Here is a 22,586-nt window from a genome sequence, read left to right on the forward strand (position 1 = left end):
AAAGCCGCCTTTCAACCAAAGACCATGCGGTCTTCGGTGTTATCCGGTATTAGCTCCGGTTTCCCGAAGTTATCCCGATCTTACGGGCAGGTTGCCCACGTGTTACTCACCCGTCCGCCGCTAACTAAAAGGAGCAAGCCCCTTTTAGTCCGCTCGACTTGCATGTATTAGGCACGCCGCCAGCGTTCGTCCTGAGCCAGGATCAAACTCTCCAAAGAAAGTTCTATTTCCATACTCAATCATTATTGACGTGGACGCTTCGTTTTGTTCAGTTTTCAAAGAACATCAAATATTAATTACTAGTTGGAGCGGGTGATGGGAATCGAACCCACGACATCAGCTTGGAAGGCTGAGGTTTTACCACTAAACTACACCCGCATATATCATTTTTAAATAATCGGGAAGACAGGATTCGAACCTGCGACCCCATGGTCCCAAACCATGTGCTCTACCAAGCTGAGCTACTTCCCGTCTTCATGGCGCGCTCGAGAGGATTCGAACCCCTAACCTTCTGATCCGTAGTCAGATGCTCTATCCAATTGAGCTACGAGCGCAAAACAAAGACATCTTTTAATATAACACATACACAATATCGATGTCAACTTTTTTATTTCGTATGCGGCCGAGAGGACTTGAACCTCCACGGGGTTGCCCCCACTAGGCCCTCAACCTAGCGCGTCTGCCATTCCGCCACGACCGCATGACATCTGGTTAATATGGTGCGGGTGGAGGGACTTGAACCCCCACGCCGTAAGGCGCCAGATCCTAAGTCTGGTGCGTCTGCCAATTCCGCCACACCCGCAAAAGTGAGCCATGGAGGACTCGAACCTCCGACCCTCTGATTAAAAGTCAGATGCTCTACCTACTGAGCTAATGGCTCATTTTAAAGTTGCAAGTAAAATCCTAAGCAATTAAAGCTTGTTAATTGCCTGACGTCCCGCTCTCAGAATGCTCGTTCAAGTGGTTGTTCGAGCGGTACGCTGTAGTTTGATCGAAGAAGATGTTTCGATCGTGCTCTACCTGCTGAGCTAATGGCTCATACCACATGGCTGGGCTAGCTGGATTCGAACCAGCGCATCACGGAGTCAAAGTCCGTTGCCTTACCGCTTGGCTATAGCCCATCAATACAAACCAACGATATCAAGTAAAATCAAAGCAATTATATGGCGGTCCCGACGGGACTCGAACCCGCGATCTCCTGCGTGACAGGCAGGCATGTTAACCACTACACTACGGGACCAAACAATGGTTGTAAATGGAGGATGACGGGATCGAACCGCCGACCCCTTGCTTGTAAGGCAAGTGCTCTCCCAGCTGAGCTAATCCTCCTTACCCGAACAAAACGGGAGGTGATGTTTCGAAACATTCCCATCGCCTCCCGATAAACAGATAAATCGATGACCCGTACGGGATTCGAACCCGTGTTACCGCCGTGAAAGGGCGGTGTCTTAACCACTTGACCAACGGGCCACACCATAATATATCGAAGTGGCGGAGAAGGCGGGATTTGAACCCGCGCGCCGCAAAAACGCGACCTAACGGTTTAGCAAACCGTCCCCTTCAGCCACTTGGGTACTTCTCCAATGGCTCCGCAAGTAGGATTCGAACCTACGACCTACCGGTTAACAGCCGGTTGCTCTACCGCTGAGCTATTGCGGAATAAATATTATTACCATATTTATCATACTTCTGACGTTTTTCATTATAGCGATGGATTTATTGATTGTCAACGTCTTTTTCTTTTTTTCAATTTTCTTTTGTTATCGTCTATCAGCGACGGCTTTTATAATTTAACATACATATATTAAATATGTCAACATTGTATTTCAAAAATATTTTATAAAACATTTAAAGGAAATTATAACGCCCCCTTCCTTGAAACTAAACTCAACTCTCTCTGTTTGTTTTAATCATTCTCAACTTTCCATGACACTTTCCGCAAACATATCGTTGTGTATTCATTTTCCTTTTACGTTCATATACTAACCCGCACTGAAGGCACGCATACAGATAATGAGCACTTACCGCTTGTCGATTCTGGTTGGGCAGAGGACGGCAGTAACGAGGCGCCTGCACTCGATGCAATAATGCTCGAAAATCATTATCGCGATGTCGATATCCTTTCCCTTCTAAATGCAAATGATAATGGCACAGTTCATGTTTAATAATCGAGATAAGCTCCTCTTCTCCAAATGCCTCATAGTACTTCGGATTAATCTCGATATTATGGGATCTCAGTAAATAGCGGCCTCCCGTTGTTCGTAAACGCGGGTTAAATAACGCTTTATGCTGGAATGGCTTTTGAAAAAACTGTAAAGATACTTGCTCTACTAGCTTTTGTAGTTCATTTTGCTCCATACTCCCCACCTTTTCTGACACAGGACGACTTCCCTATACATACATTATATACTACCTTTTTCAAAATGGAGGGGGTACTTTTGATGCCAACTTGGCTAAAAAACCAAATGCGCCGTGCTTATTACGAAAAAAATCGCTATCAAATTAAGCTGTTAAACCAATGCTGGTTTTTTTATCAAAAAAAACACTGCTCATAAAAGCAGTGTTTTTACTCTTGCGGCGGAAGCATCGATAATGAAATTCTGCCTTTCGCTGCATCTACATTCTCTACCCATACCTTTACAACATCTCCAACTGATACAACATCGAGCGGGTGCCGTACATATTGTTTGCTTAACTTAGAAATATGCACAAGTCCATCTTGCTTGACACCGATATCAACAAAAACGCCAAAGTCCACAACATTGCGCACCGTTCCCTCTAATTCCATTCCTTTTTGCAAATCTTCCATTTTTAATATATCTTTTCGTAATAATGGCTTTGGCAATTCATCACGCGGGTCTCGTTCCGGACGAATTAAAGCATCCACAATATCCTTTAATGTTAACTCACCGATACCAAGCGTTTCCGCTGTATCTTTAATCGATATCGTCTGTAAAAACTCACGAAGCGAATCAGTTCCAATATCAGCTGTCGTAAAACCGACTTGCTTCAACAGCTTTTTCACTTCTTCGTAACGTTCAGGATGAATCGGTGTTCGGTCTAACGGTTCATCACCATCTATAATCCGTAAAAAGCCGATGCACTGCTCGTATGTTTTAGCCCCTAGACGCGGAATGGATTTTAGCTCATTTCGGTTTTTAAATTTTCCTTGCTCTTCTCTTCTTTTAACAATATTTTCGGAAACGGATTTCGACAATCCTGATACGTACTGCAAGAGAGAAACAGAGGCAGTGTTGACATTGACACCAACTTGGTTGACAACTGTTTCGACAACAAAACGAAGTGATTCTTCTAATTTTTTTTGTGAAACATCATGCTGATATTGACCGACACCAACGGATTTTGGATCAATTTTTACTAATTCGGCAAGGGGATCTTGTACACGTCGGGCGATGGAAACCGCACTCCGCTCCTCTACCTGAAGGTCTGGAAACTCTTTTCGCGCCAAATCGGATGCGGAATATACACTGGCCCCTGCTTCGTTGACAATGATATAAAACACATCTTGCGGAAGCTGCTTTAAAGTATCCGCAACAAATTGTTCTGTTTCTCGCGACGCTGTGCCATTGCCTATGGCAATCATTTGCACCCTATACTCTTGTACCAAACGCAAAAATTTCTCCCGCGCCTCATCCAATCGCGCCTGAGGAGGATGAGGGTAAATAACATCAATTTTTAATAACCTTCCCGTCTCATCTACAACAGCCAACTTGCATCCTGTCCGATACGCTGGGTCCACGCCGAGAACGATCTTTCCTTTTAACGGCGGCTGCAATAGCAGATTACGTAAATTCTCAGCGAAAATATGAATCGCTCTTTCTTCAGCTTTCTCTGTTAATTCATTGCGAATATCTCGCTCGATCGAAGGTTCAATTAAACGTTTATAACTGTCCTCAACCGCTTCGAACAAATAGGAAGTTGCCGGAGATTGTGAATTCGTCACTATTTTCGTTTTTATATAGCTGATAATCTCCTCAACCGGCGCCTGAATCGCTACGCGAAGCACGTTGTCTTTTTCACCGCGGTTAAGTGCTAGAATGCGGTGCGGGACGATTTTATGAATCGGTTCTTCATACTCGTAGTACATTTCGTACACATTCTTCTCGTCCTTCTCAATTTCCTTTCCAGAGGATGTGATAATTCCTTTTTTCCATGTACATGCCCGAATCCACTGGCGAATCGAAGCGTTATCTGAAATTTGCTCAGCTATGATATCTTTCGCCCCTTGAAGCGCTTCATTGGCAGTTTGCACTCCTTTTTCCTCGTCGATAAATTGTGCCGCTTTTTCTTCCGGCGATGGATCCATCGGACATGTAAGCAGCCACTCCGCTAACGGTTCTAACCCTTTTTCCTTCGCGATCGTTGCCTTTGTGCGGCGCTTTTGCCTATAAGGGCGATATAAATCTTCCACTTGCTGCAATTTTGTTGCTTTCTTGATCTCCGCTTTTAGATCATCTGTCAGCTTCCCTTGCTCTTCAATAAGGCGCAACACCTCTTCTTTCCGCTGCTCTAAATTTTGCAGGTAATTCCATTTTTCGAGTATGTCGCGAATTTGCACCTCATCTAAAGCGCCTGTTAATTCTTTTCGATAACGGGCAATAAACGGAACTGTATTGCCTTCCTCAGAAAGGGAAATCACATTGTTAACCTGCTGCGGAGAGAGTTGCAGTTCCTTCGCAATAATATGAACAAGTGATTCTGTTTTGACCAAATCAACTAACCCCCAACTATGTAATAATGGCTATTTTAACAAAAAATAAAAATAGCTACAAATAATGCAGCTATTTTCCAACGAGCGTTTATATCATTACTAATATGAACAAATCTAGTGCACATGATCTGTTCCTTTGGGTTAAAAGTCAATGAGTCCTAGGCTAATTTGAAGTGCCTCATCCACTTTATCCATCATTTCGTCATCTAAATGCGTAATCTTGTCTGTTAGCCGTTGTTTGTCAATCGTCCGAATTTGTTCTAAAAGAATGACGGAGTCCCGTTCAAATCCATAGCGTTTCGCATCAATTTCCACATGCGTCGGCAACTTTGCTTTCTGGATTTGCGCCGTAATCGCCGCCACAATGACCGTCGGACTAAAGCGATTCCCGATATCGTTTTGAATCACTAATACCGGGCGAACGCCTCCCTGTTCAGAGCCAACTACTGGGGAAAGATCCGCAAAATAAACGTCGCCACGCTTCACAATCAAAGCATTACCCCCCGCTAACTAAACGTTCAACGGTGTGGTCGGCCTCATATTCTGCAAGAAACGCTTCCGATGCAATTGATAAATTAATTTTCGCCATCTCCATGTAACCGCGTCTCATGGCCTCACGAATTTGCCGTTTTTTCCGTTCACGAATATACATCTTTGTCGCTTGGTAAATGAGTTCATTGCGATTACCATTTTCTTGTTTTACAAGGCCATCTAACTCAGTCAATAATGCTTGAGGCAAGCGAACGACGATTTCCGTTGTCGCGCTAGATTCAGACACGAACATACACCTCCAAGAAACTGCAGCCAATTAGTTGCTCCCATATTCGAAAAATGCTCCTATTTTATAATACCATTAAATAAAAGCAATGCAAAGTTAATTCCATTCTTCTTTACATTATCGTCTGAAAAAAATTTTTGTTTATACATAACGGTTGCCATCTAAAACAAAATTTCTCACTTCCATTATACTCTTCTTTTTCAAAAAAATACGGGGAACCCGGTAACTTATTGTACAAGGGATCTCGTAATTAATCGTTCCAATATATTGAGCTACATCATCAATGGTCACTTGCTCGCCGCCTTGTCTCCCAATTAGCGTTACTTGTGTTCCTACAGGTACTTTTTTAGGCAAACGAATCATCATTTGATCCATGCATATCCGCCCAATAATCGGCACCTTCACCCCATCCACTAGTACTTGAAAGTTCTGCAACTTCCGGATCCAGCCGTCAGCATAGCCAATTGGAACCGTGCCGACCCACTCCTCATCCTTTGCCGTATAAGTCGCCCCATAGCTGACTTTTTCTCCCGGCAACAATCGTTTTACATGGACTACACGACTGTGGAGGGAAAATGCTTCCTTCAACGCAAATGGTAAATGAGGCTTTATCTCAAGCGAAGGAGATAAACCGTACATCGCAATCCCGAAGCGAACAATATTGAATACTTTATCTGGAAACCTTAGGCTCGTAGCGCTGTTTCCACAATGAATCCATTTCGGCTTATATGGAAGCCAATCAAGCATTCGCAAAAAATTCTGATATTGAAATGAGAAATATTCCGTATTTACCTCATCTGCCGTTGCAAAATGGGTATAAACCCCCTCTAATGAAAATAGCGGATGCTCATCAATGATAGCAACGATCCGTTTTGCTTCTTCCTGTTCCTTCACTCCAAGCCGCCCCATCCCCGTGTCCATTTTGAGATGAAAAGAAACCGGAAGTTCTTCCTTAAATAACTGTTTCGCCCTTTCAAGCCATTCAACTTGAAAGACGGTCAGCGCGATTCGTTCCCGCGCCGCTAGCTCCACATCTTCAGGCCGAACAGCACCTAAAACTAAAATCGGAGCTGTAACCCCCTTTTTTCGCAAAGCAAGCGCCTCGTCTAAAAATGCTACAGCTAAATGGGAAGCCCCCGCCTCCAGCGCGGTTTGTGCTACTTGTACATCACCATGCCCATACGCGTTCGCTTTCACAACCGCCATAATTTCCGTCCGATCATCTAAAAACTCTCTTAGAGAGGCCACGTTATAAAAAATCGCATCTAAGTCAATTTCAGCCCAAGTATCGCGATGAAATGAACCGACCATATTATCATACACTTCCTTGTAGTTTTTATATAAAAATTATTGTTCGTTATCTTCTCCATGTCAACTCTTGAACCTCTCTGACCTACTTGCTTCCCTCCTTAAGGCGGGAGTCTCCTCTTATTAGTGATAAAAAAACAGGCTCTATTGATCAATGAGCCTGCCCCAAATTCTCTATTTGATCGATTTTCCCTGTACAGAACGAGCAATCATCACCATTTCATCCTTGGTTAAATCGTCGGAAGCAATCATAAAATCAACACCTTTGTACGACCATGAGAGTGAATGATCTGTAAGAGCCCCAACCGCAAATCCTAAATCCACAGGTTCGCCGTTCACCAGAACAGAAGTGCTTGTCGTTGGCAATACGCGCGCTTTTTCTTGAATAAGCGTAAATGATTTTTCACCGCCAAACGTCATAATAATGCGTTTGCCATTGTCAGTTGCCACTTCTTTTTCATCCAATTGTTCTACACCTTTCGGTAAATTCACCGGATACATCACTTCAGCGGCTGCGTTTCCTTCTTTAGCCATTGTCGGCACTTCTAAGCGAGCACCTGTCATATTTTTCGTTGTATCGAATGCGTCTTGATCGAATTTTTTATTAAATTCAATTTTCGAAAATTGTACCGTCAATAGCGCATTCATATCTGTGTCCATTACTTTTACTGATATAGGCGACAAATCTTTTTTGCTGAGCGTGATCTCTTGCTTCGGAATCACTTTACTATTTGGATAATTTGTTTTCGTTTCAAACACATAGTATTGTTTTGTCGCTTTAAAGCTTGCTTTCTTATCACTTAAAATATCTTTTACTAAAGATTCATACAAATAGGCTTGGCTGCTGTTTTTTGGCCAATCGCTTTGGAAACGAAAACTTTTGTTTAACGCTGGAGTAATTACGAATACCCCTTCATCGTTGCGCAAAATCATCTGGTTTTGATTTTTTTCAGCGTTTTTCAAGCTCACGCGGTAATAGTGCGGCTGTTTATACCAAATTTCTACATCGTATACTTGTGGTTCTGTTCCCGTTTTGAGAGTCAATTTCGCTTTCGCTTGATAACTCGAAACTTCATCCATTTTCTCATCCAGCGCTTTGATTACGTCCCCCTGTGATTTTGTCCCGCATCCCGCTAATCCTAAAAGCAAAATGATGCCCAGCAATACGCCAAACAAACTTTTCCTCATGTTTTCAACCCCTTTGCCTCATATCAACGTTAGGAGACTCGCTCCTTTTTGCACTACCAATATATGAGACAGCTTGGTTGAATATGCAGACTAGCATGACAAGCGTTCAACAATTACTTGGCCTACTGCATAATCGCGACTGTGCGAAATGGAAACGTGAATGCGGCACCCACCTAAGGCCACAGCAGCCACAGGTTTGCCGTATTCGTCGTTAATAATTTCAATATCTTGAAACGACAAATGTTTCCCAATCCCTGTTCCAATCGCCTTGGCATATGCTTCTTTGACAGCAAATCTTCCTGCTAAAAATTCAGCTTTTCTTACATTCGACGATAATGAATCAAAAATATTTTTTTCCTTTTCTGTTAAAATACGATGGATAAACTTCTCATTTTGTTCCATCAATGTTTGAATTCTTTTCAACTCCACGATATCGATGCCAATTCCAACAATCATGGTCTTCTATCCTCTCTATCCTGTACATATAGTTTAATAAACAAGCAGTCGGAAAGAGGAGCGGTTGTATGTTTGTCCGTACAGAAAATGCGTCTACATTTTTTCGCTTATATCCGGTCGTTTCAACTATTATTGTAGCTCATGTTATTTTTTTTCTTTTATCCTCTATCCCTACTCCGCTATCTAACAATATATTAAAAACGTTGATTGGGTTCAATGCGGCTATATTTCAAGGTGAATATTGGAGACTTGTTACCCCTCTTTTTTTGCATGTTCACCTAGGGCATATGATCGTTAATTCCGTTTCTCTCACGCTATTTGGACCTGCTTTAGAAAAGATCATCGGCAAATCGATGTTTCTTGTAGCCTATGTGGGCAGTGGAGTGTTGGCTAACGTGGCCACTCTATTTCTCGCTCCTCCAATGTACAGCCACCTTGGCGCTTCTGGAGCTATTTTCGGGCTGCTCGGCATTTACAGTTACCTTGTTTTTTTCCATCGCGAAATCATGAATCAGCACTACTCCCATATTATCTTCGCCGCATTAATTGTCGGATTCATAATGACACTAACCGCTACTCATACAAACATTATCTCTCATTTTTTTGGCTTTTTAGGGGGGGCCATTTTAGCTCCGTTCGTCGCTTTTCGTACGAAGCTTTATGGACGCTAGCAATAAAGAAAAAACGATGCTCTTCGCATCGTTTTTTTCTTTATCTCGCTACACGCCGGCTTTTCGATGGGCGGGTTCGGGCTGTTTCCTTTGTTTGGCCGCTTTTTCGATTGATCCGTTTCTTCTCTTTTTTCACTGGAAGCGGCGGCTCTTCAGTTAACATGACCGGCGTCGTGTCAGGTTCTTTTGTAAGCATTTTAATGCAGGCTGCCACAAGAGAAACAGAATCATGCTCTTCTAACAATTCTTCAGCAGCACGTTTATAAAATGACAAATTTTCGTTCTCTACAACCGACAACAGCTTCTCGATGGCAATGCGCTGTTGTCCTTCGAGCGCCTCGTCGAGTGTTGGCGGTCTCATGCGCTCCATTCTTCGTTTTGTCGTTCTTTCAATATTATGAAGCTGGCCAATCTCGCGAGGGGTTACAAACGTCATTGCTACCCCCGTTTTTCCGGCACGTCCTGTACGGCCAATACGATGCACATAACTTTCCGGATCCTGCGGAATATCGAAGTTATAAACGTGCGTGACCCCAGAAATATCGAGTCCTCTTGCCGCTACATCGGTCGCAACTAAAATTTCAATGGACCCTTCTTTGAATTTGCGAAGCACTGAAAGACGTTTGGCTTGGCTTAAATCTCCATGAATTCCTTCCGCTGCATAGCCCCTTAAATTCAACGCCTCAGCAAGTTCATCAACGCGGCGTTTCGTGCGGCCAAACACAATCGCCAATTCAGGCGCTTGAATATCCAACAGCCTTGTTAAAATATCAAATTTTTTCTTTTCTTGGATTTCTAAATAATATTGTTCAATATTCGGAACGGTCATCTCTTTCGCCTTCACTTTTACAAGCTGCGGATTGTTCATAAATCGCTCCGCAATACGGCGAATTGGTTCTGGCATCGTCGCTGAGAACAGAAGTGTCTGCCTTTCGGTCGGCACATGACCTAAAATCGCTTCAATATCATCGACGAACCCCATATTCAACATTTCGTCCGCCTCATCTAATACAACGGTATGCACATGTTCAAGGCGTAGCGTTCTCCGATTGATATGGTCAATGATTCTTCCAGGTGTTCCAACGATAATATGTGGGCGTTTTTTCAAAGCGCGAATTTGTCGCTCAATGTCCTGTCCTCCATAAATCGGTAAGACACGAACACGCTTGATAGATCCAATCTTATATAACTCCTCCGATACTTGAATGGCTAATTCACGCGTCGGAGCGACGACGAGACCTTGAATCATATCCTTCTTCGTATCTACCTTTTCAATCAGAGGAATACCAAACGCCGCAGTCTTTCCCGTTCCGGTCTGCGCTTGTCCGATCACATCTTTATTTTGCAAACTTAGTGGAATAGTTTGTGCTTGAATGGGAGTCGTCTCTTCAAATCCCATTCGACTAATCGCTTTCATTAGCTCATTGCTTAATCCTAATTCATGAAATGTTGTCAATGCTATTCATTCTCCTTTTACTTCCTTACTGTTCAAAACCGTTCTTCCCAAACGAAGGATGGGGCCTTGGACATTATGGAATTTATCATACCATTTCTATACCTCTTGTGCAATAAATACCATTTTCAAGCATGCTCCCTTAAAAAATGCTCGACCTCTTTAAACAGAGTATAGCGATCAGGTTCATGACAAACGTGATGACGTGAAGAAGGTAGAAATAATAATTTTTTCTTTGTAGAGCCTACCGTTTCATACACATAGCGTGCGCTTTTCATCGGTACAATCCCATCCAGCTCTCCTTGAGCAATCAATACAGGGATATGAACGTTAGGCAGCTGCGGGCGGACTTCATGGACCAACTTTCGGAACTCGACTGTAGCAGCAAGCGGAGTCGTAGCGATTTTCTCTTTATAACGGATGAATACTGGATGTTCCTTTAGCTGCCGCTGTAACCCGGCATAAACCATCTCGCCTACTTCTTTAAGCAGCTGCTTTGGATTGATATAGTAAAAAGCAGGACTTAATAATACGACCTTACTAATCGGATATTTCGCTGCTAAATAGGAAGTGATGACCCCTCCCATTGAAAAACCGATGACATGAACAATATCGCATTTTTTCATTAAACGTTGTAACTCTGCTTCCGCCGCCGCAAGCCATTGATCATACGTGATTCCTTTCAACCGAAGCGTTTCGCCATGCCCCGGCAAAGTCACTAGTTCGACGAGCCAATCTGTTCTTTCTTGCAGGTAGCGGGCAAGAGGCTCGACCTCGTATGGTCCTCCCGTAAAACCATGGATACATAAACAGCCAATCATCAGCTATCACCACCCCTCACAAAAAAGAAAGGGGGAGGTATACGCGTTCGCATATCCTCCTACACCTTATGCTTGCAAGTCATGGATGATTTCTTCTAATTTCATTCCTCTTGATGCTTTAAATAAAATAACATCATCCGCGGTAACGATCGCACAAAGATCTTTAGCTAATACTTTCTTATCATCATATGCTTTGATTCGTCCCTTTGGAAACGAATCTTGAGCGGTAAGGGCAATTTGTTCAGCAAGCCGGCCGTATGTGAACACATAATCGACTTTTTCCGGCTGCAGCATCTCGCCAATTTGTTTGTGAAACTCGACTTCCTGTTCGCCAAGTTCCAGCATATCGCCTAATACCGCAATTTTTTTCTCATATCCCGTCAGCTCAAAAAGCAACTCAAGAGCCGCTTTCATCGACGTTGGGCTGGCATTGTACGCATCATTAATGATCGTAGCGCCGTTTTTCGCTTGCACAATTTCCATACGCATGCGCGTAATTTGCAGCTCAGCGAGGCTCTCTTGAATCGCTTCCCAGCTTACACCAAACGTGCGTGCTACCGAAATTGCAGCGAGCGCATTATATACATGATGTCTTCCTAAAATCGGAAGAAAAAGACGATATTCCGGCGCTTGATTCACGGTAAATGATGTTCCGTTTGCCTCCAACGAAATGGTTAGTGGGTAATAGTCATTAGACGCTTCCTGACCGAACGTAATCGTGCGGAAAGGGCATTCCATTTGTCGAACTCTCGTTTGTAAAAGTGGTTCATCTCCGTAATAAATAAACACGCCATCCCGCTGCAAACCAGAGATAATTTCTAGTTTCGCACGAGCGATGCCATCCCGCGAACCTAGCTCCTGCATATGCGATTCGCCAATGTTTGTAATAATGGCCGCATCCGGTTCGGCGATCTTTGATAAAAGTTCGATTTCCCCGAAATTGCTCATGCCCATCTCGACGACTGCCATTTCTGTATTTTCTTCTAAGCGAAGCAGCGTAAGCGGCACCCCGATATGGTTATTAAGATTTCCTTCTGTTTTTTGCACTTTATATGTTGTAGCTAATAAGGCATATACGATATCTTTCGTAGTTGTCTTTCCGTTGCTTCCTGTAATACCCACTACTTTTGTCGGCAGCTGTTTTCGATAGCGATGAGCAAGCTGCTGGAGCGCCTGCAGCGTATCATCAACAAAAATGAGCGGAACGTTTTCTGGCGGATTCGCTTCATTTTCCGCCCACAGCGCCGCGCTTGCGCCTTTCGCAAACGCATCCGCCACAAAGGCATGGCCGTTAAAATTCGCGCCCTTCAGCGGAATATATAAATTCCCAGGCTGAATCGTTCTTGTATCGGTAGACACACCTTTGATCAACACATCATAAAAGGACTCGGCAAGGCCGCGCCCATCTGTCATTTCCTCAATAGCGCGTAATGTGCGAACAATCATTGTAGATCCCCTTCATTGTATGATTTTAAAACGTATATGTGATGGTCTGCTTCTCTTCATGTCGTTCAATCGCGAGCTGAACTAGCTTTTCAATCAGCTCAGAATAAGGAACACCAGTATGCTTCCAAAGAAGCGGGAACATACTAAAAGGAGTAAAGCCAGGCATCGTATTGACTTCGTTAATATATACAGCGCCGTCGCTTGTTAGGAAAAAGTCCGCGCGCACGAGCCCAGAAAGGTCGAGCGCCTTAAACGCTGTAATTGCCATCTGTTGGATCGTCTCATATTGCTCATCAGTAATATCTGCTGGAATGATTAATTCTGTGTTCCCGTCCTCATATTTCGCTTGATAATCATAAAACTCTTTCTTTGGTACAATCTCACCGACAACAGAACAAATCGGGTCCTCATTTCCGATGACACCGATTTCCACTTCACGACCAACAATCGCTTCTTCTACAATAATTTTTCGGTCATATTGAAATGCTACAGCAAACGCTTCTTGAAGATCTTCCCGCTTTTTGCATTTCGAAATGCCGACGCTTGATCCAGCGTTTGCCGGCTTTACGAAACAAGGATAACCAAGTTCGATTTCCACTTTTTCATAAGCAGCATTCTCATCTTGCTTCCATTCCTTTTTCAAAAACGATACATATTTCGCTTGACGAAGCCCTGCTTGCGCAAACAAATTTTTCATCATTACTTTATCCATTCCTACCGCTGAAGCCAGCACGCCGTTTCCAACATAAGGAAGGTTCAATAACTCTAGCAATCCTTGGACTGTTCCGTCTTCTCCATTTGGACCATGCAAGAGAGGAAAAATAACATCGATCGTTTCTTCCTTTTGTTCATGCATATGCATTTCGGCCGCAACTGGCTTTTGATTTAAGGCAACTGGCAAAATCGTCTTTGCTTCTGGCTTCATTTCAAGCTGCTTGACATCTTGAATCGGGCCCGTCAATTTTTCTCCTTTGACCCACTGCCCTTCTGTTGTAATATAAATTGGAATCACATCAAATTTTGCTTGATCAATCGCATTCATCACCGCCATTGCGGTTTGTAACGATACTTTATGTTCAGGCGATTTTCCGCCATATAACACTCCAAGTCTTGTTTTCATTCGAGATCCCCCTCTTCTTGTTTCCACAATTTTTATTGTACCATGTTTCCATCGTCTTCGTATGATACTTTTATATGAGATCAATAGGTTGTTTCGCCACTCCCGCCAAATAGGAAAAACACCGTCTAATGCGGACTTTGCTATTAGACGGTGTTTGTTCTATTTAGAAAGAGCTTTTTCGTTCTTTTCTTGCATGAGAACGAGTTTCTTTAACGAATCCTGAGCCGTTTGTTCAATTTGGGAGAAATATTCAGCAATTCGTTTGTAGAAACGGCTTTGTTCCATTTCATCATTTAGCACATGCCAAATTTTTTGTTCGTAATGATCCATCCTGCTTAAATTATAGATGAGCCCTTTTGCTTCAAGATAACGCAAATTAATTTGCTCTTGTCCAGGCAAATATCCAATTGTAAATAACGGAATGCGCTTGTGTAACACTTCGCTGACCGTTACCCCGCCCGGCTTTGTAATTACCGCATCGGCCTCTTCGTATAAGCGATTCATATCCTCAATGCTCGAAATATAAGGGAGAGGACGAATATGCGGTTGTTTCCAACGCAAAATTTCTTCGTAAAGCGCCTTGTTATTTCCGCATAAAACGGAATAACGAAATCGGTGCGAACCCTTCATTTTTCTAAAAAAATCAAGAATGTTTCCCAACCCTTGATTGCCTCCAGCGACCAATAAATGCGGGCGATAAGACGTGCCTCGTTGCCCGTATTTGCGAGCCATGAACGTCTCATGGACAGGAATGCCTGTGACGATCACGCGATCCTTCGCAATTCCATATTTTAAAATTAACTCTTGCTTCGCCTCCTGATGCGGAACAAAGTGATAATCGATTCCTTTTTTTCCCCAAACACCGTTCATAAAAAAATCCGTATAAACATTAATAACAGGAACATCTACTAAACGTCTCCTTTTTAGACGCTGCAAAATGCGTGAAGGAAACGAATGTGTACAAACGATAAGGTGCGGTTCCTCTTTTTCGAGCATCCGCTTCATTTTATGCTCAAAATAAGGTAGCCAAGGCTCAAGGTGAATCCATTCGCTTCTTTGAACATCCCGGTACATTAACATTTTATAGATATGATGGTATGAAGAAGGATGCGATCGTATCCAACGAAGATATACCTCTGAAACCAACTTTTCAATGTATTCATTACAATAGCTCAAAAAATCGACTTTTCTACAGTTGACAAATGAAAATTGTCGTTGTAAAGAGTCGATGAGTACATCAGCCACTTTATGATGTCCCGAACTCATTTGAAACAACGGCAAGACAAGAACTCTCATGGTCACGATAGCTCCCTTTAATTTTCAAATTGTTTTTTGCCTAGTAGTTGTTTAATCCATACAACTGCTAGGAAGAGCAGAAAAAGAGCCAACCCGATTAAAGGAATGGAAGCGAGCGGAATGCGCATATGCTGACCTAAAAACAAACCGACCGACATAACAGGAGCGACCCATAATAATGCTCCCACAAAAGAGAGAAACAAAAACAAAGAAAACGGAAAGCGAATGACTCCCGCCATATACGGGGAAATTTGTCTCACTCCCGGAAGATAAAAGCCAAATAAAACGAGCCATTTTCCATACTTCTTAAATAAATGATTCGTTCGCTCCCATCTTTCCTCTTTCATTCCTATATACTTTCCATATCTTTTTATAAACGGATGACCAAAATAATAGCCGATTCCGTAAGCAGCTATCATTCCCATTGTAGCACCGAACCAGCTAACAAGAAAACAATATGCCCATTCCAATTGTTGTTGGGAAATTAGCACGCCAAGAAAAAACAGCAAACTTTCCTCCGGAGCGGGAATGCCGACAATTCCAAAAAAGAGGAAGAGGAAAATAATAAAATAACCATATGATTGTATATATGAAAAAATGATGTTTGTATCCATATAACCCTCTCTACATAGACGATATCTGTTTGTTAGTTTGTACATTCATCATATCGCTAATCGTAACCCACTCCATCTTTTGGGCTTTTTCCTCTTCTAACAAGAGCTCTAAAGCGCTAATCATGTTTCCTGGCGCTTTTTCGTCCGCGCCGAAAGTCTCGCCGCTGTCATGTAATACAATGATCGCTCGATCGGTTAAGCTATTTTTTAAACGCTGAAACAGCCCATGAACTCCGACGCGTTCCTTCCAATCACCAAGTATGTGCGTCCACATAATTGTTTTATACTTCGCTTGCACGAGCCATGTAAATATATTGAAATGTCCCCAAGGCGGACGGTAATAAATTGGACGCTGCCCAGTAATTTCTTCGATGATGCGAGCCGATTTGTGTAGTCCTTGCTGCAGAAATAGGGGAAGCACGAACCAATTGCTCACATGGCGATAGTTATGCAAGCCAATTTCATGGCCTTCTTCATGCATTCTTCTAATAATTTCAGGGTGCTGTTTTGCTTTCTTCCCAACAACAAAAAAAGTGGCTTTTACACCATGTTTTTTCAGCAAATCCAACAGTTGCGGCGTATAATACGGGTCAGGCCCGTCATCAAACGTTAAGGCGATAGCGCCTTCTTTCAATCCTTTTTTGTAAATTCCTAACCCCATTTGGCGAATGAGAATCGTGGGAATAACCCCATATATTATGATCAAGCATAACAATATAAAAGCTGCGGTCATATAAACACCTCTTGATATAAAGGACGCAATCAAGCATGTTGCAGCATCATCGCTCCAAAAATGCAATTCTGTTTTGTTTTCAAACATTTATATATCGTTCTCTGCTATAATACAATACGGAATGGTGAAAGAAAAGATTCAAAGAATCTAGCGTATATTGTTCAATGATGAACGACAAAAGACAGGTGATGAGATTGAATAAAAAAATTATGCTTACTGGTGGCGGTTCGGCGGGACACGTAACCGTCAACATCGCACTAATTCCAAAGTTGAAAGAACGCGGATGGGACGTTCGTTATATCGGTTCACACAACGGTATTGAACGAGAACTGATTGCCCAGGTACAAGATGTTCCATATTTTCCGATTTCAACAGGAAAATTGCGGCGTTACTTTGACTGGAACAACTTTAAAGATCCGTTCAAAGTGCTTAAAGGGACATTCGAGGCTTATCGACTCATTAAAAAGGAAAAGCCGAGCGTTGTCTTTTCCAAAGGGGGATTCGTTTCCGTCCCTGTCATTATTGGCGCTTGGCTAAACGGTGTGCCGACGATTATCCATGAATCGGATATTACTCCGGGACTTGCTAATAAAATCGCCATGCCGTTTGCGACAAAAATTTGCGTAACCTTTCCCGAAACATTGCCGCACGTCAACGAACAAAAAGGCATTTATGTCGGAGCGGTTGTCCGAGAAGAGTTGAAACAAGGAAGCGCCGACAAAGGGCGGGAACATTGCCAATTTGAAAAAGGTAAGCCCGTTCTGCTTGTCATGGGCGGAAGCTTAGGATCGAAACGCATTAACGACGCGTTGCGCGCGAATTTGCGGACGCTTCTTGCCGATTTTCAAATTGTTCATATTTGCGGAAAGGGAAACGTCGATGCTGCATTCGCCCATGAAAAAGGCTATAAACAGTTTGAGTACGTTCATGACGAGCTGCCGCACATCATGGCGATGGCGGACATCGTGTTATCAAGAGCCGGCTCCAACTCCATTTTCGAATTTTTAACATTGAAAAAACCGATGCTCCTCATCCCGCTTTCAAAAGGAGCCAGCCGCGGCGACCAAATTTTAAACGCGCGCTCGTTCGAAAAATCCGGATATGCCGACGTGTTGATGGAAGAAGACTTAACGAACGAATCGCTGCGCGAAGCAATTTACCGACTATACCGCAACAAAGAGAGTTATATTGGAAAGATGAACAATTCTGAAGCAACCGACGCGTTGCATAAGTTGCTTTCGCTTATTGAAGAAGCGGGGAAAAGTAAACGATAAAAAAACATGGCGCCTGTAAGCATATGGGTGCCATGTAATTTTTCATTCGCCTCGATCAATTATGTACAATAAACCGTTTTAATCCTTTATTATCTGCTACTTCAGCCTTTTGCATATTTTATAAACAAAAACTCTATAAACAACTTCAAGACAAATCCAAAACGGCCTATTTTCCTTTTCGTAGACGGTAACATTAGCTTATTAACGACGGATGGCGATCCGCAGCACGATCAAAGAAAATATCCTCTAATGTCGCTTTTTCTACTCTTACTTCATATATATCAATATTTCGACCCGACAAATAATGAATCAGCTTTGGAATGTCTGACTCCCGCAAAAGATCACAACATAAATATTCGCCCGATGTTTGTACATTGGAAATAAAATCGCCGACATCACATTTTAACGAATGCGCAATAGAATTATGTTCTTTTTTTATTTTTATCAACAACTGAATCGCACGTTTATACATCCCTCTTAATTGTTCCATCGTCCCGATTTTCGAAATGACACCATCTTCCATAATCGCAATCGTATCGCATATTTTTTCTACTTCAGAAAGATTATGTGATGTTAGAAAAATCGTCATATCATTAGAAGCAAGCTGTTGAATAAGTTGCTGAATTTCGGCAGCCGATTCCGGGTCCAGACCGGAAGTCGGTTCATCCAGAAATACAACTGACGGTGTTCCTATGATCGCCTGCGCAATCCCAAGCTTCTTTTTCATACCAAATGAGTAACTGCCGACCTTTTTCTTCTCATGCCCTTTCAATCCTACACTATCTAATATAGTCAACGCATCAATCTTTTTTAGTTTCACGTTTTTCAATTTTGCAAAAAATGTTAGATGTTCTAAAGCTGTTAAATCATAATAATAGTTTGCCGCATCAGGCATAACACCGATCATCTTCTTAATCTCGTTCATTTCTTTGTTCGTTTTCCCGCCAATCACAAAACTCCCTCCGCTAGGGAGCGTAATTCCAGTGAGCATATTAATGGTCGTTGTTTTTCCTGCGCCGTTTTTGCCTAAAAAGCCGAAAATTTCGCCCTTTTCTACATCAAAAGTAACCCCTTTAACGACATAATGATCTTTAAATTTCTTTTTTAGGTTATGAACTTGTATCATTTTCATTACAAATCTCTCCTTTTAAATACCGCCAAGGCGATTAGCAGCATAAGCGCCGCGAAACAAGCAGGGATAAAAGTATAATAACTTCCTTTCATAATGTAGTAATAAGGCAACACATATTTAACAATTTTTAAAACAAATTGCTTAGATGCGATAGACCATATCCCTAACACCGGTATAGCAATCCCTAATAAAATACCAATGAATGTAGTATGGGACGGTTTTTTTACCACTAATGAAAGCAACATCGTCACACCGATAGCGTAGGCAAGAAAACAGATCATTTTCAGAAAATCAAAAACAAATAGTTGTCCCGCAAACAAAGCAATGACAGTAAATGAACTTAGAACACAGACGAACCAAAACAAAAAAATCCCAAGAAACTTTCCAATTACAATGGCATTTCTTGAAGACTTTGTAACTAAAAAACGGATTGTCTGATTTTCTACTTCCCGATTCATCACATCATGAGATAGCGATAAGACAAAGAGAAACCCAAAAAACATCACAAGTGCACGAATGCTGGAGGCATACACGGATTCACCTTGATTTTGTTGCAATAATTCTAAGTTATTGCTGAAAAATTTAGACGCTGCAAAACTCACAATCAGAAAAAACAAAATCACGGCAATTGACTTAAAACTTTTAAATAAGCTTTTAAATTCTTTTTCAATAATGGCTCGCATGAATCATCACCTACTTTGTTCTCTTTTTCGAACTAAGCACGGAAACTAAAAGTACTGCAACAACAGCGATCAATATAAAGTTGTAAGGCGATTGGTTGCGATAAATAAAATAGGCAACAACGGCGGCAGCCAATAGAAGATATCTCATGCTACTCAATTCCTTCCCTGTATATTTTGTAATACGTAAAAATACCGAAGACTACCAACGCTAAAATGCTCAGCAATATTCCTGCGTGCAACAATATAAGCCCTAGAAATAGGCTTAAAATTATATACTTTACATAGGAAAATATTACATATTTCTTCGCCGGAGATTTTTGTGCTTTAAAATAAAGGCTGATATTATACAAAAAAATAGATATTATCATATTAGCCAACATAACCGAAAGATGGATTTTAAAAAAAATACAGTAAACAACTAATGCAAACCAGCTAAACAAAATATTTAAACATCCTGCCACAAAATCATCGGACATTGTCTTCTGCCGATTTGGTACAGGGAAACGATCAGCAATGCTGTTGGAACGGAACAGTCTTAACATTCTAACTTCATAAAAAAAATAACAACTCATCATAAATACTAAGTAAAAGCTGGAAATTTCGTCATTGGCTCCTTGTACAGCATAGCTCCCCCAAGAATATACGATTGATAAAACCGTAATAGTCCAATATTTTAATAATACAGATTGATCCCTTATATATATCTTTATGCTCGTTTTTATGATATTTTGTAACTGCGGATTGAATACTGCTATATAACTCAGTCGCGAGATAACATTGCTCAACCTCCTGATGCCTATGGGAAGATCTGGCTTCTTGACGATTAATAATTTATTAACAAAGACAGGTGCTGCCACCAACGATATAGCAACACTTAATAAGATTATAGAATCATATAGTCTTGTTTGAGAAAAGTGCGCTGCATAATAATGAAAGTTCAAAAAATATGGCTTCTCATTTTCTAGGAAAAGCAAAAAAAATAGAAAAATTATTGGTATTAAAAAATGCCAAAAGTACCTTCTTTTAGCTATATAGACTATATACTCTACCATCTGAGATATGAATATTAGAGAAAGAATTCGAAAAAAATAAAGAGCTATAAGTAGCGCTGGAACTTTAAATATAACTAAGACAATAAAATTAAAAAAATAAAATCGCATTTTATCTTGGTTGAATAGTTTGCATAATCCATTTAAGATAACTATTTTAAATGGGTGTATAGGTGTTTTTTGTAAAAAAACAAATAATGCTTCAATACTTTCTCTTTGGTTCCCGTTCATAAATATGGAAATTATGTGTAGAAGGAAAATGGCTAATGGGACTGCCTTCAGTACAATATCAACTTGAAACATATAAAATAAAACAGCAAATATTCCTCCAAAAAGAACAGCAGTTCCCCAAGATAGCAATTTGTTAACATGCCCTTCTACTAGCTTTGTATAAATCATAAAATATTGTTTAATGAGCATGTTATTCGAGACTCCCTTTTATAAATAATTGTCCTCTTTAATTGTTTTGTTAATGATCTGGTAACATCTATCCGATACCGCAATAGCCTCTTGGTATAAATGACTTGTAAACAAAATAGAGTGACCCCTCTTTTTCTTCTCTAAAAATATCTCCCTAACCGCTTGGACTGACGGTGCATCCAACCCCTCAAAAATCTCGTCACAAACTAACAAAACTGGATCATATAATAAAATACCCATGAGTACAATTTTTTTTCTTGTCCCAAAAGATAAATTTTCGATTAGTTCATCTAAGTAAAGCTTTACAGATAATTTCTCTGATAGATGTTCAATTTTTCTGCTCGTCTCTTTTTCAGATAAAGAAAAAACACCTTTTATAAATGAAAAGTATTCATTAGGGGTTAAAAGCTCACAAAAAGAATAGTCATCTGTTGGTACAAATCCGCTGTACCTTCTGATTTGGATTCTTTTCGTTATATCGTATCCGTTAATCTTAACTAATCCCGAATCAAAACTTGTGAACCCTAATATGCAATGTAAAAATAAACTTTTTCCTGTTCCGTTTTTTCCGAACAGGCTGCATATTTCCCCCTTTGTGATCGTCATATTACAATCCTTTAAAATAACTTTACGATTTATCGTCTTTGTAAAATCCCTAACATATAATGCATTGGAACTCATTGACATATAATCGAAACTCCATTATAATTTATTTAACAAAAATAGGCTAGAACGCATCGTTTTTTATTTTTAACAATGTGTTCTAGACAAACTAGTTCGAATGGCTGCAAAAGGGACTTATAGGGACTTCCTTTGTAGCCATTTTTATTTTTTATAGCCGCAAGTTGCCCTCTAATTAGAGGCCTAATAATTTTGCGATGGCCTCAATAACGGTAGACGATAATCCTGAAAGGTAATCAATAAGTGCGCTAAGACCTCGTGCAATCGCATCTACGAGCGCACTACCCGCAATAGTAATAATCGCTTTTTTGACCCAATCGCTTAGCTTAGGCCAATTTCGAATTAAATATTCCGCAATTTTTCTAATTAGAGTTGCCATATTTTCATCCTCCTATCAAGGATGCGTTCTAGCCTACGTTCTACATTTTAAGACAACTTAAAATAACAAACATCCGTATTTTCCACAATTTTGATTGTGGAAAATACCTATTTTTCCAGAAAATCATGACATAATTTGTAATATAGTGTAAAATTTTGATGAATTATTATCGAGGGAGGCTTTGTTTATGAATCAAAATTTATGGGATGTCCTTCAAGAACTTCTTGAGAAAGATGTCATTGGAACAGCGGAACTTGCACTCGCAAAGGAACGCTTAAGTCCACAAGAATTTTCAGCACTAGCAGCATATCTTCAGGACAGTTCAAAAAAAGAAGGAAATCTTTGGGTGTAA

Annotated in this window: 24 protein-coding genes, 12 tRNA genes and 1 rRNA gene; 4 read left to right on the forward strand and 33 right to left on the reverse strand. The window is 41.1% G+C overall.

Annotated features, from left to right (window positions below; genetic code table 11):
- The 14 genes from N667_RS0114585 to N667_RS0114650 all read right to left on the reverse strand — a co-directional run.
- Window positions 1-218: ribosomal RNA gene (locus N667_RS0114585) — 16S ribosomal RNA — on the reverse strand; the annotation flags it as partial.
- Window positions 219-304: 86 nt separating this feature from the next.
- Window positions 305-378: transfer RNA gene (locus tag N667_RS0114590), tRNA-Gly, on the reverse strand.
- Between the two features lie 19 nt (window positions 379-397).
- Window positions 398-471 (reverse strand) — tRNA-Pro (locus tag N667_RS0114595).
- Window positions 472-477: 6 nt separating this feature from the next.
- Window positions 478-554: transfer RNA gene (locus N667_RS0114600), tRNA-Arg, on the reverse strand.
- Window positions 555-617: 63 nt separating this feature from the next.
- Window positions 618-700: transfer RNA gene (locus tag N667_RS0114605), tRNA-Leu, on the reverse strand.
- 17 nt (window positions 701-717) lie between these two features.
- Window positions 718-802, reverse strand: a tRNA-Leu gene (locus N667_RS0114610).
- Window positions 803-807: 5 nt separating this feature from the next.
- Window positions 808-880 (reverse strand) — tRNA-Lys (locus N667_RS0114615).
- Between the two features lie 166 nt (window positions 881-1,046).
- Window positions 1,047-1,121 (reverse strand) — tRNA-Gln (locus N667_RS0114620).
- Window positions 1,122-1,164: 43 nt separating this feature from the next.
- A tRNA-Asp gene (locus N667_RS0114625) sits at window positions 1,165-1,240 on the reverse strand.
- A 16-nt stretch (window positions 1,241-1,256) separates the two neighbouring features.
- Window positions 1,257-1,329: transfer RNA gene (locus tag N667_RS0114630), tRNA-Val, on the reverse strand.
- Between the two features lie 69 nt (window positions 1,330-1,398).
- Window positions 1,399-1,470: transfer RNA gene (locus N667_RS0114635), tRNA-Glu, on the reverse strand.
- Window positions 1,471-1,489: 19 nt separating this feature from the next.
- A tRNA-Ser gene (locus tag N667_RS0114640) sits at window positions 1,490-1,582 on the reverse strand.
- A gap of 2 nt (window positions 1,583-1,584) precedes the next feature.
- A tRNA-Asn gene (locus N667_RS0114645) sits at window positions 1,585-1,659 on the reverse strand.
- A gap of 228 nt (window positions 1,660-1,887) precedes the next feature.
- The gene (locus N667_RS0114650; protein ID WP_027410258.1) at window positions 1,888-2,358 is read right to left on the reverse strand and encodes a SprT family protein; all 471 of its coding nucleotides are present in this window, start codon (window positions 2,356-2,358) and stop codon (window positions 1,888-1,890) included.
- Window positions 2,359-2,441: 83 nt separating this feature from the next.
- Here N667_RS0114650 and cmpA point away from each other — a divergent pair, with 83 nt between their 5' ends.
- Entirely contained in the window at window positions 2,442-2,555 is a 114-nt protein-coding gene (gene cmpA, locus N667_RS19555) for a cortex morphogenetic protein CmpA (protein ID WP_012748966.1), read from the forward strand.
- A gap of 11 nt (window positions 2,556-2,566) precedes the next feature.
- Here the strand turns inward: cmpA and N667_RS0114660 are convergent, their stop codons facing one another.
- The 6 genes from N667_RS0114660 to acpS all read right to left on the reverse strand — a co-directional run bounded on the left by N667_RS0114660 (window position 2,567) and on the right by acpS (window position 8,462).
- Window positions 2,567-4,732, reverse strand: a complete 2,166-nt coding sequence (locus N667_RS0114660; RefSeq protein ID WP_027410259.1) for a Tex family protein — start codon at window positions 4,730-4,732, stop codon at window positions 2,567-2,569.
- Window positions 4,733-4,873: 141 nt separating this feature from the next.
- Window positions 4,874-5,224, reverse strand: a complete 351-nt coding sequence (gene ndoA / locus N667_RS0114665) for a type II toxin-antitoxin system endoribonuclease NdoA (RefSeq protein WP_003253417.1) — start codon at window positions 5,222-5,224, stop codon at window positions 4,874-4,876.
- Between the two features lie 4 nt (window positions 5,225-5,228).
- Complete coding sequence (locus N667_RS0114670) at window positions 5,229-5,510, reverse strand: CopG family ribbon-helix-helix protein (RefSeq protein ID WP_027410260.1); 282 nt, start codon at window positions 5,508-5,510, stop codon at window positions 5,229-5,231.
- A gap of 141 nt (window positions 5,511-5,651) precedes the next feature.
- Window positions 5,652-6,821 (reverse strand): alanine racemase, encoded by a 1,170-nt coding sequence (gene alr / locus N667_RS0114675; protein ID WP_027410261.1) that lies wholly within the window; start codon window positions 6,819-6,821, stop codon window positions 5,652-5,654.
- A gap of 171 nt (window positions 6,822-6,992) precedes the next feature.
- Entirely contained in the window at window positions 6,993-8,006 is a 1,014-nt protein-coding gene (locus N667_RS0114680; RefSeq protein WP_027410262.1) for a LolA family protein, read from the reverse strand.
- Window positions 8,007-8,096: 90 nt separating this feature from the next.
- Window positions 8,097-8,462, reverse strand: coding sequence for a holo-ACP synthase (acpS, locus tag N667_RS0114685; protein ID WP_027410263.1), 366 nt, complete (start codon window positions 8,460-8,462; stop codon window positions 8,097-8,099).
- A gap of 68 nt (window positions 8,463-8,530) precedes the next feature.
- Between acpS and N667_RS0114690 the strand changes: the two genes are divergently transcribed.
- Window positions 8,531-9,133: a rhomboid family intramembrane serine protease gene (locus N667_RS0114690; protein ID WP_027410264.1), complete on the forward strand. Its 603-nt coding sequence runs from the start codon at window positions 8,531-8,533 to the stop codon at window positions 9,131-9,133.
- A 40-nt stretch (window positions 9,134-9,173) separates the two neighbouring features.
- Here N667_RS0114690 and N667_RS0114695 read toward each other — a convergent pair whose 3' ends face one another.
- The 7 genes from N667_RS0114695 to N667_RS0114725 all read right to left on the reverse strand — a co-directional run bounded on the left by N667_RS0114695 (window position 9,174) and on the right by N667_RS0114725 (window position 16,616).
- The gene (locus N667_RS0114695; protein WP_027410265.1) at window positions 9,174-10,589 is read right to left on the reverse strand and encodes a DEAD/DEAH box helicase; all 1,416 of its coding nucleotides are present in this window, start codon (window positions 10,587-10,589) and stop codon (window positions 9,174-9,176) included.
- A 125-nt stretch (window positions 10,590-10,714) separates the two neighbouring features.
- Window positions 10,715-11,407, reverse strand: coding sequence for an alpha/beta hydrolase (locus N667_RS0114700; RefSeq protein ID WP_027410266.1), 693 nt, complete (start codon window positions 11,405-11,407; stop codon window positions 10,715-10,717).
- A gap of 66 nt (window positions 11,408-11,473) precedes the next feature.
- Window positions 11,474-12,853 (reverse strand): UDP-N-acetylmuramoyl-tripeptide--D-alanyl-D-alanine ligase, encoded by a 1,380-nt coding sequence (murF, locus tag N667_RS0114705; RefSeq protein ID WP_027410267.1) that lies wholly within the window; start codon window positions 12,851-12,853, stop codon window positions 11,474-11,476.
- A gap of 25 nt (window positions 12,854-12,878) precedes the next feature.
- Window positions 12,879-13,973 (reverse strand): D-alanine--D-alanine ligase, encoded by a 1,095-nt coding sequence (locus N667_RS0114710; RefSeq protein ID WP_027410268.1) that lies wholly within the window; start codon window positions 13,971-13,973, stop codon window positions 12,879-12,881.
- Window positions 13,974-14,132: 159 nt separating this feature from the next.
- Window positions 14,133-15,269 carry an MGDG synthase family glycosyltransferase gene (locus tag N667_RS0114715; protein WP_027410269.1) on the reverse strand — a complete coding sequence of 379 codons (1,137 nt, stop codon included), beginning with the start codon at window positions 15,267-15,269 and terminating at the stop codon, window positions 14,133-14,135.
- Window positions 15,270-15,286: 17 nt separating this feature from the next.
- Entirely contained in the window at window positions 15,287-15,883 is a 597-nt protein-coding gene (locus N667_RS0114720; protein ID WP_027410270.1) for a DedA family protein, read from the reverse strand.
- 10 nt (window positions 15,884-15,893) lie between these two features.
- Window positions 15,894-16,616, reverse strand: coding sequence for a polysaccharide deacetylase family protein (locus N667_RS0114725; RefSeq protein ID WP_027410271.1), 723 nt, complete (start codon window positions 16,614-16,616; stop codon window positions 15,894-15,896).
- A 194-nt stretch (window positions 16,617-16,810) separates the two neighbouring features.
- On the opposite strand from N667_RS0114725, the gene N667_RS0114730 reads away from it, so the two are divergent.
- Window positions 16,811-17,890 carry an undecaprenyldiphospho-muramoylpentapeptide beta-N-acetylglucosaminyltransferase gene (locus N667_RS0114730; protein ID WP_027410272.1) on the forward strand — a complete coding sequence of 360 codons (1,080 nt, stop codon included), beginning with the start codon at window positions 16,811-16,813 and terminating at the stop codon, window positions 17,888-17,890.
- Between the two features lie 193 nt (window positions 17,891-18,083).
- Here N667_RS0114730 and N667_RS18785 read toward each other — a convergent pair whose 3' ends face one another.
- The 6 genes from N667_RS18785 to N667_RS0114755 all read right to left on the reverse strand — a co-directional run bounded on the left by N667_RS18785 (window position 18,084) and on the right by N667_RS0114755 (window position 22,234).
- Entirely contained in the window at window positions 18,084-19,022 is a 939-nt protein-coding gene (locus tag N667_RS18785) for an ABC transporter ATP-binding protein (RefSeq protein WP_051530061.1), read from the reverse strand.
- On the reverse strand, window positions 19,022-19,705 hold the full coding sequence (locus tag N667_RS0114740) for an ABC transporter permease (RefSeq protein WP_027410273.1): 684 nt from the start codon (window positions 19,703-19,705) through the stop codon (window positions 19,022-19,024). Before N667_RS0114740 ends, N667_RS18785 begins: the two co-directional genes overlap by 1 nt.
- A 10-nt stretch (window positions 19,706-19,715) precedes the next feature.
- Entirely contained in the window at window positions 19,716-19,853 is a 138-nt protein-coding gene (locus tag N667_RS19860; RefSeq protein WP_156936139.1) for a hypothetical protein, read from the reverse strand.
- 1 nt (window position 19,854) lies between these two features.
- Entirely contained in the window at window positions 19,855-21,174 is a 1,320-nt protein-coding gene (locus N667_RS0114745; protein WP_027410274.1) for a hypothetical protein, read from the reverse strand.
- An 18-nt stretch (window positions 21,175-21,192) separates the two neighbouring features.
- Complete coding sequence (locus N667_RS0114750) at window positions 21,193-21,861, reverse strand: ATP-binding cassette domain-containing protein (protein WP_027410275.1); 669 nt, start codon at window positions 21,859-21,861, stop codon at window positions 21,193-21,195.
- A gap of 169 nt (window positions 21,862-22,030) precedes the next feature.
- Window positions 22,031-22,234, reverse strand: a complete 204-nt coding sequence (locus N667_RS0114755) for a hypothetical protein (protein WP_027410276.1) — start codon at window positions 22,232-22,234, stop codon at window positions 22,031-22,033.
- A 187-nt stretch (window positions 22,235-22,421) separates the two neighbouring features.
- On the opposite strand from N667_RS0114755, the gene N667_RS20065 reads away from it, so the two are divergent.
- A complete protein-coding gene (locus tag N667_RS20065; protein ID WP_197055033.1) occupies window positions 22,422-22,586 on the forward strand; it encodes a hypothetical protein in 165 nt (54 codons plus the stop codon).

Origin of the sequence: Anoxybacillus tepidamans PS2 (genome assembly GCF_000620165.1) — a bacterium.
Classification (GTDB): domain Bacteria; phylum Bacillota; class Bacilli; order Bacillales; family Anoxybacillaceae; genus Anoxybacteroides; species Anoxybacteroides tepidamans_A.

Excerpts from the sequence above, each read along its gene's own strand:
- N667_RS0114650 (WP_027410258.1), bottom strand. The coding sequence starts at position 2,358 with ATGGAGCAAAATGAACTACAAAAGCTAGTAGAGCAAGTATCTTTACAG.
- cmpA (WP_012748966.1), top strand. The coding sequence starts at position 2,442 with ATGCCAACTTGGCTAAAAAACCAAATGCGCCGTGCTTATTACGAAAAA.
- alr (WP_027410261.1), bottom strand. The coding sequence starts at position 6,821 with ATGGTCGGTTCATTTCATCGCGATACTTGGGCTGAAATTGACTTAGAT.
- N667_RS0114680 (WP_027410262.1), bottom strand. The coding sequence starts at position 8,006 with ATGAGGAAAAGTTTGTTTGGCGTATTGCTGGGCATCATTTTGCTTTTA.
- acpS (WP_027410263.1), bottom strand. The coding sequence starts at position 8,462 with ATGATTGTTGGAATTGGCATCGATATCGTGGAGTTGAAAAGAATTCAA.
- N667_RS0114690 (WP_027410264.1), top strand. The coding sequence starts at position 8,531 with ATGTTTGTCCGTACAGAAAATGCGTCTACATTTTTTCGCTTATATCCG.
- N667_RS0114700 (WP_027410266.1), bottom strand. The coding sequence starts at position 11,407 with ATGATTGGCTGTTTATGTATCCATGGTTTTACGGGAGGACCATACGAG.
- murF (WP_027410267.1), bottom strand. The coding sequence starts at position 12,853 with ATGATTGTTCGCACATTACGCGCTATTGAGGAAATGACAGATGGGCGC.
- N667_RS0114710 (WP_027410268.1), bottom strand. The coding sequence starts at position 13,973 with ATGAAAACAAGACTTGGAGTGTTATATGGCGGAAAATCGCCTGAACAT.
- N667_RS0114715 (WP_027410269.1), bottom strand. The coding sequence starts at position 15,269 with ATGAGAGTTCTTGTCTTGCCGTTGTTTCAAATGAGTTCGGGACATCAT.
- N667_RS0114720 (WP_027410270.1), bottom strand. The coding sequence starts at position 15,883 with ATGGATACAAACATCATTTTTTCATATATACAATCATATGGTTATTTT.
- N667_RS0114725 (WP_027410271.1), bottom strand. The coding sequence starts at position 16,616 with ATGACCGCAGCTTTTATATTGTTATGCTTGATCATAATATATGGGGTT.
- N667_RS18785 (WP_051530061.1), bottom strand. The coding sequence starts at position 19,022 with ATGAAAATGATACAAGTTCATAACCTAAAAAAGAAATTTAAAGATCAT.
- N667_RS0114740 (WP_027410273.1), bottom strand. The coding sequence starts at position 19,705 with ATGCGAGCCATTATTGAAAAAGAATTTAAAAGCTTATTTAAAAGTTTT.
- N667_RS19860 (WP_156936139.1), bottom strand. The coding sequence starts at position 19,853 with ATGAGATATCTTCTATTGGCTGCCGCCGTTGTTGCCTATTTTATTTAT.
- N667_RS0114745 (WP_027410274.1), bottom strand. The coding sequence starts at position 21,174 with ATGCTCATTAAACAATATTTTATGATTTATACAAAGCTAGTAGAAGGG.
- N667_RS0114750 (WP_027410275.1), bottom strand. The coding sequence starts at position 21,861 with ATGTCAATGAGTTCCAATGCATTATATGTTAGGGATTTTACAAAGACG.
- N667_RS0114755 (WP_027410276.1), bottom strand. The coding sequence starts at position 22,234 with ATGGCAACTCTAATTAGAAAAATTGCGGAATATTTAATTCGAAATTGG.
- N667_RS20065 (WP_197055033.1), top strand. The coding sequence starts at position 22,422 with ATGAATCAAAATTTATGGGATGTCCTTCAAGAACTTCTTGAGAAAGAT.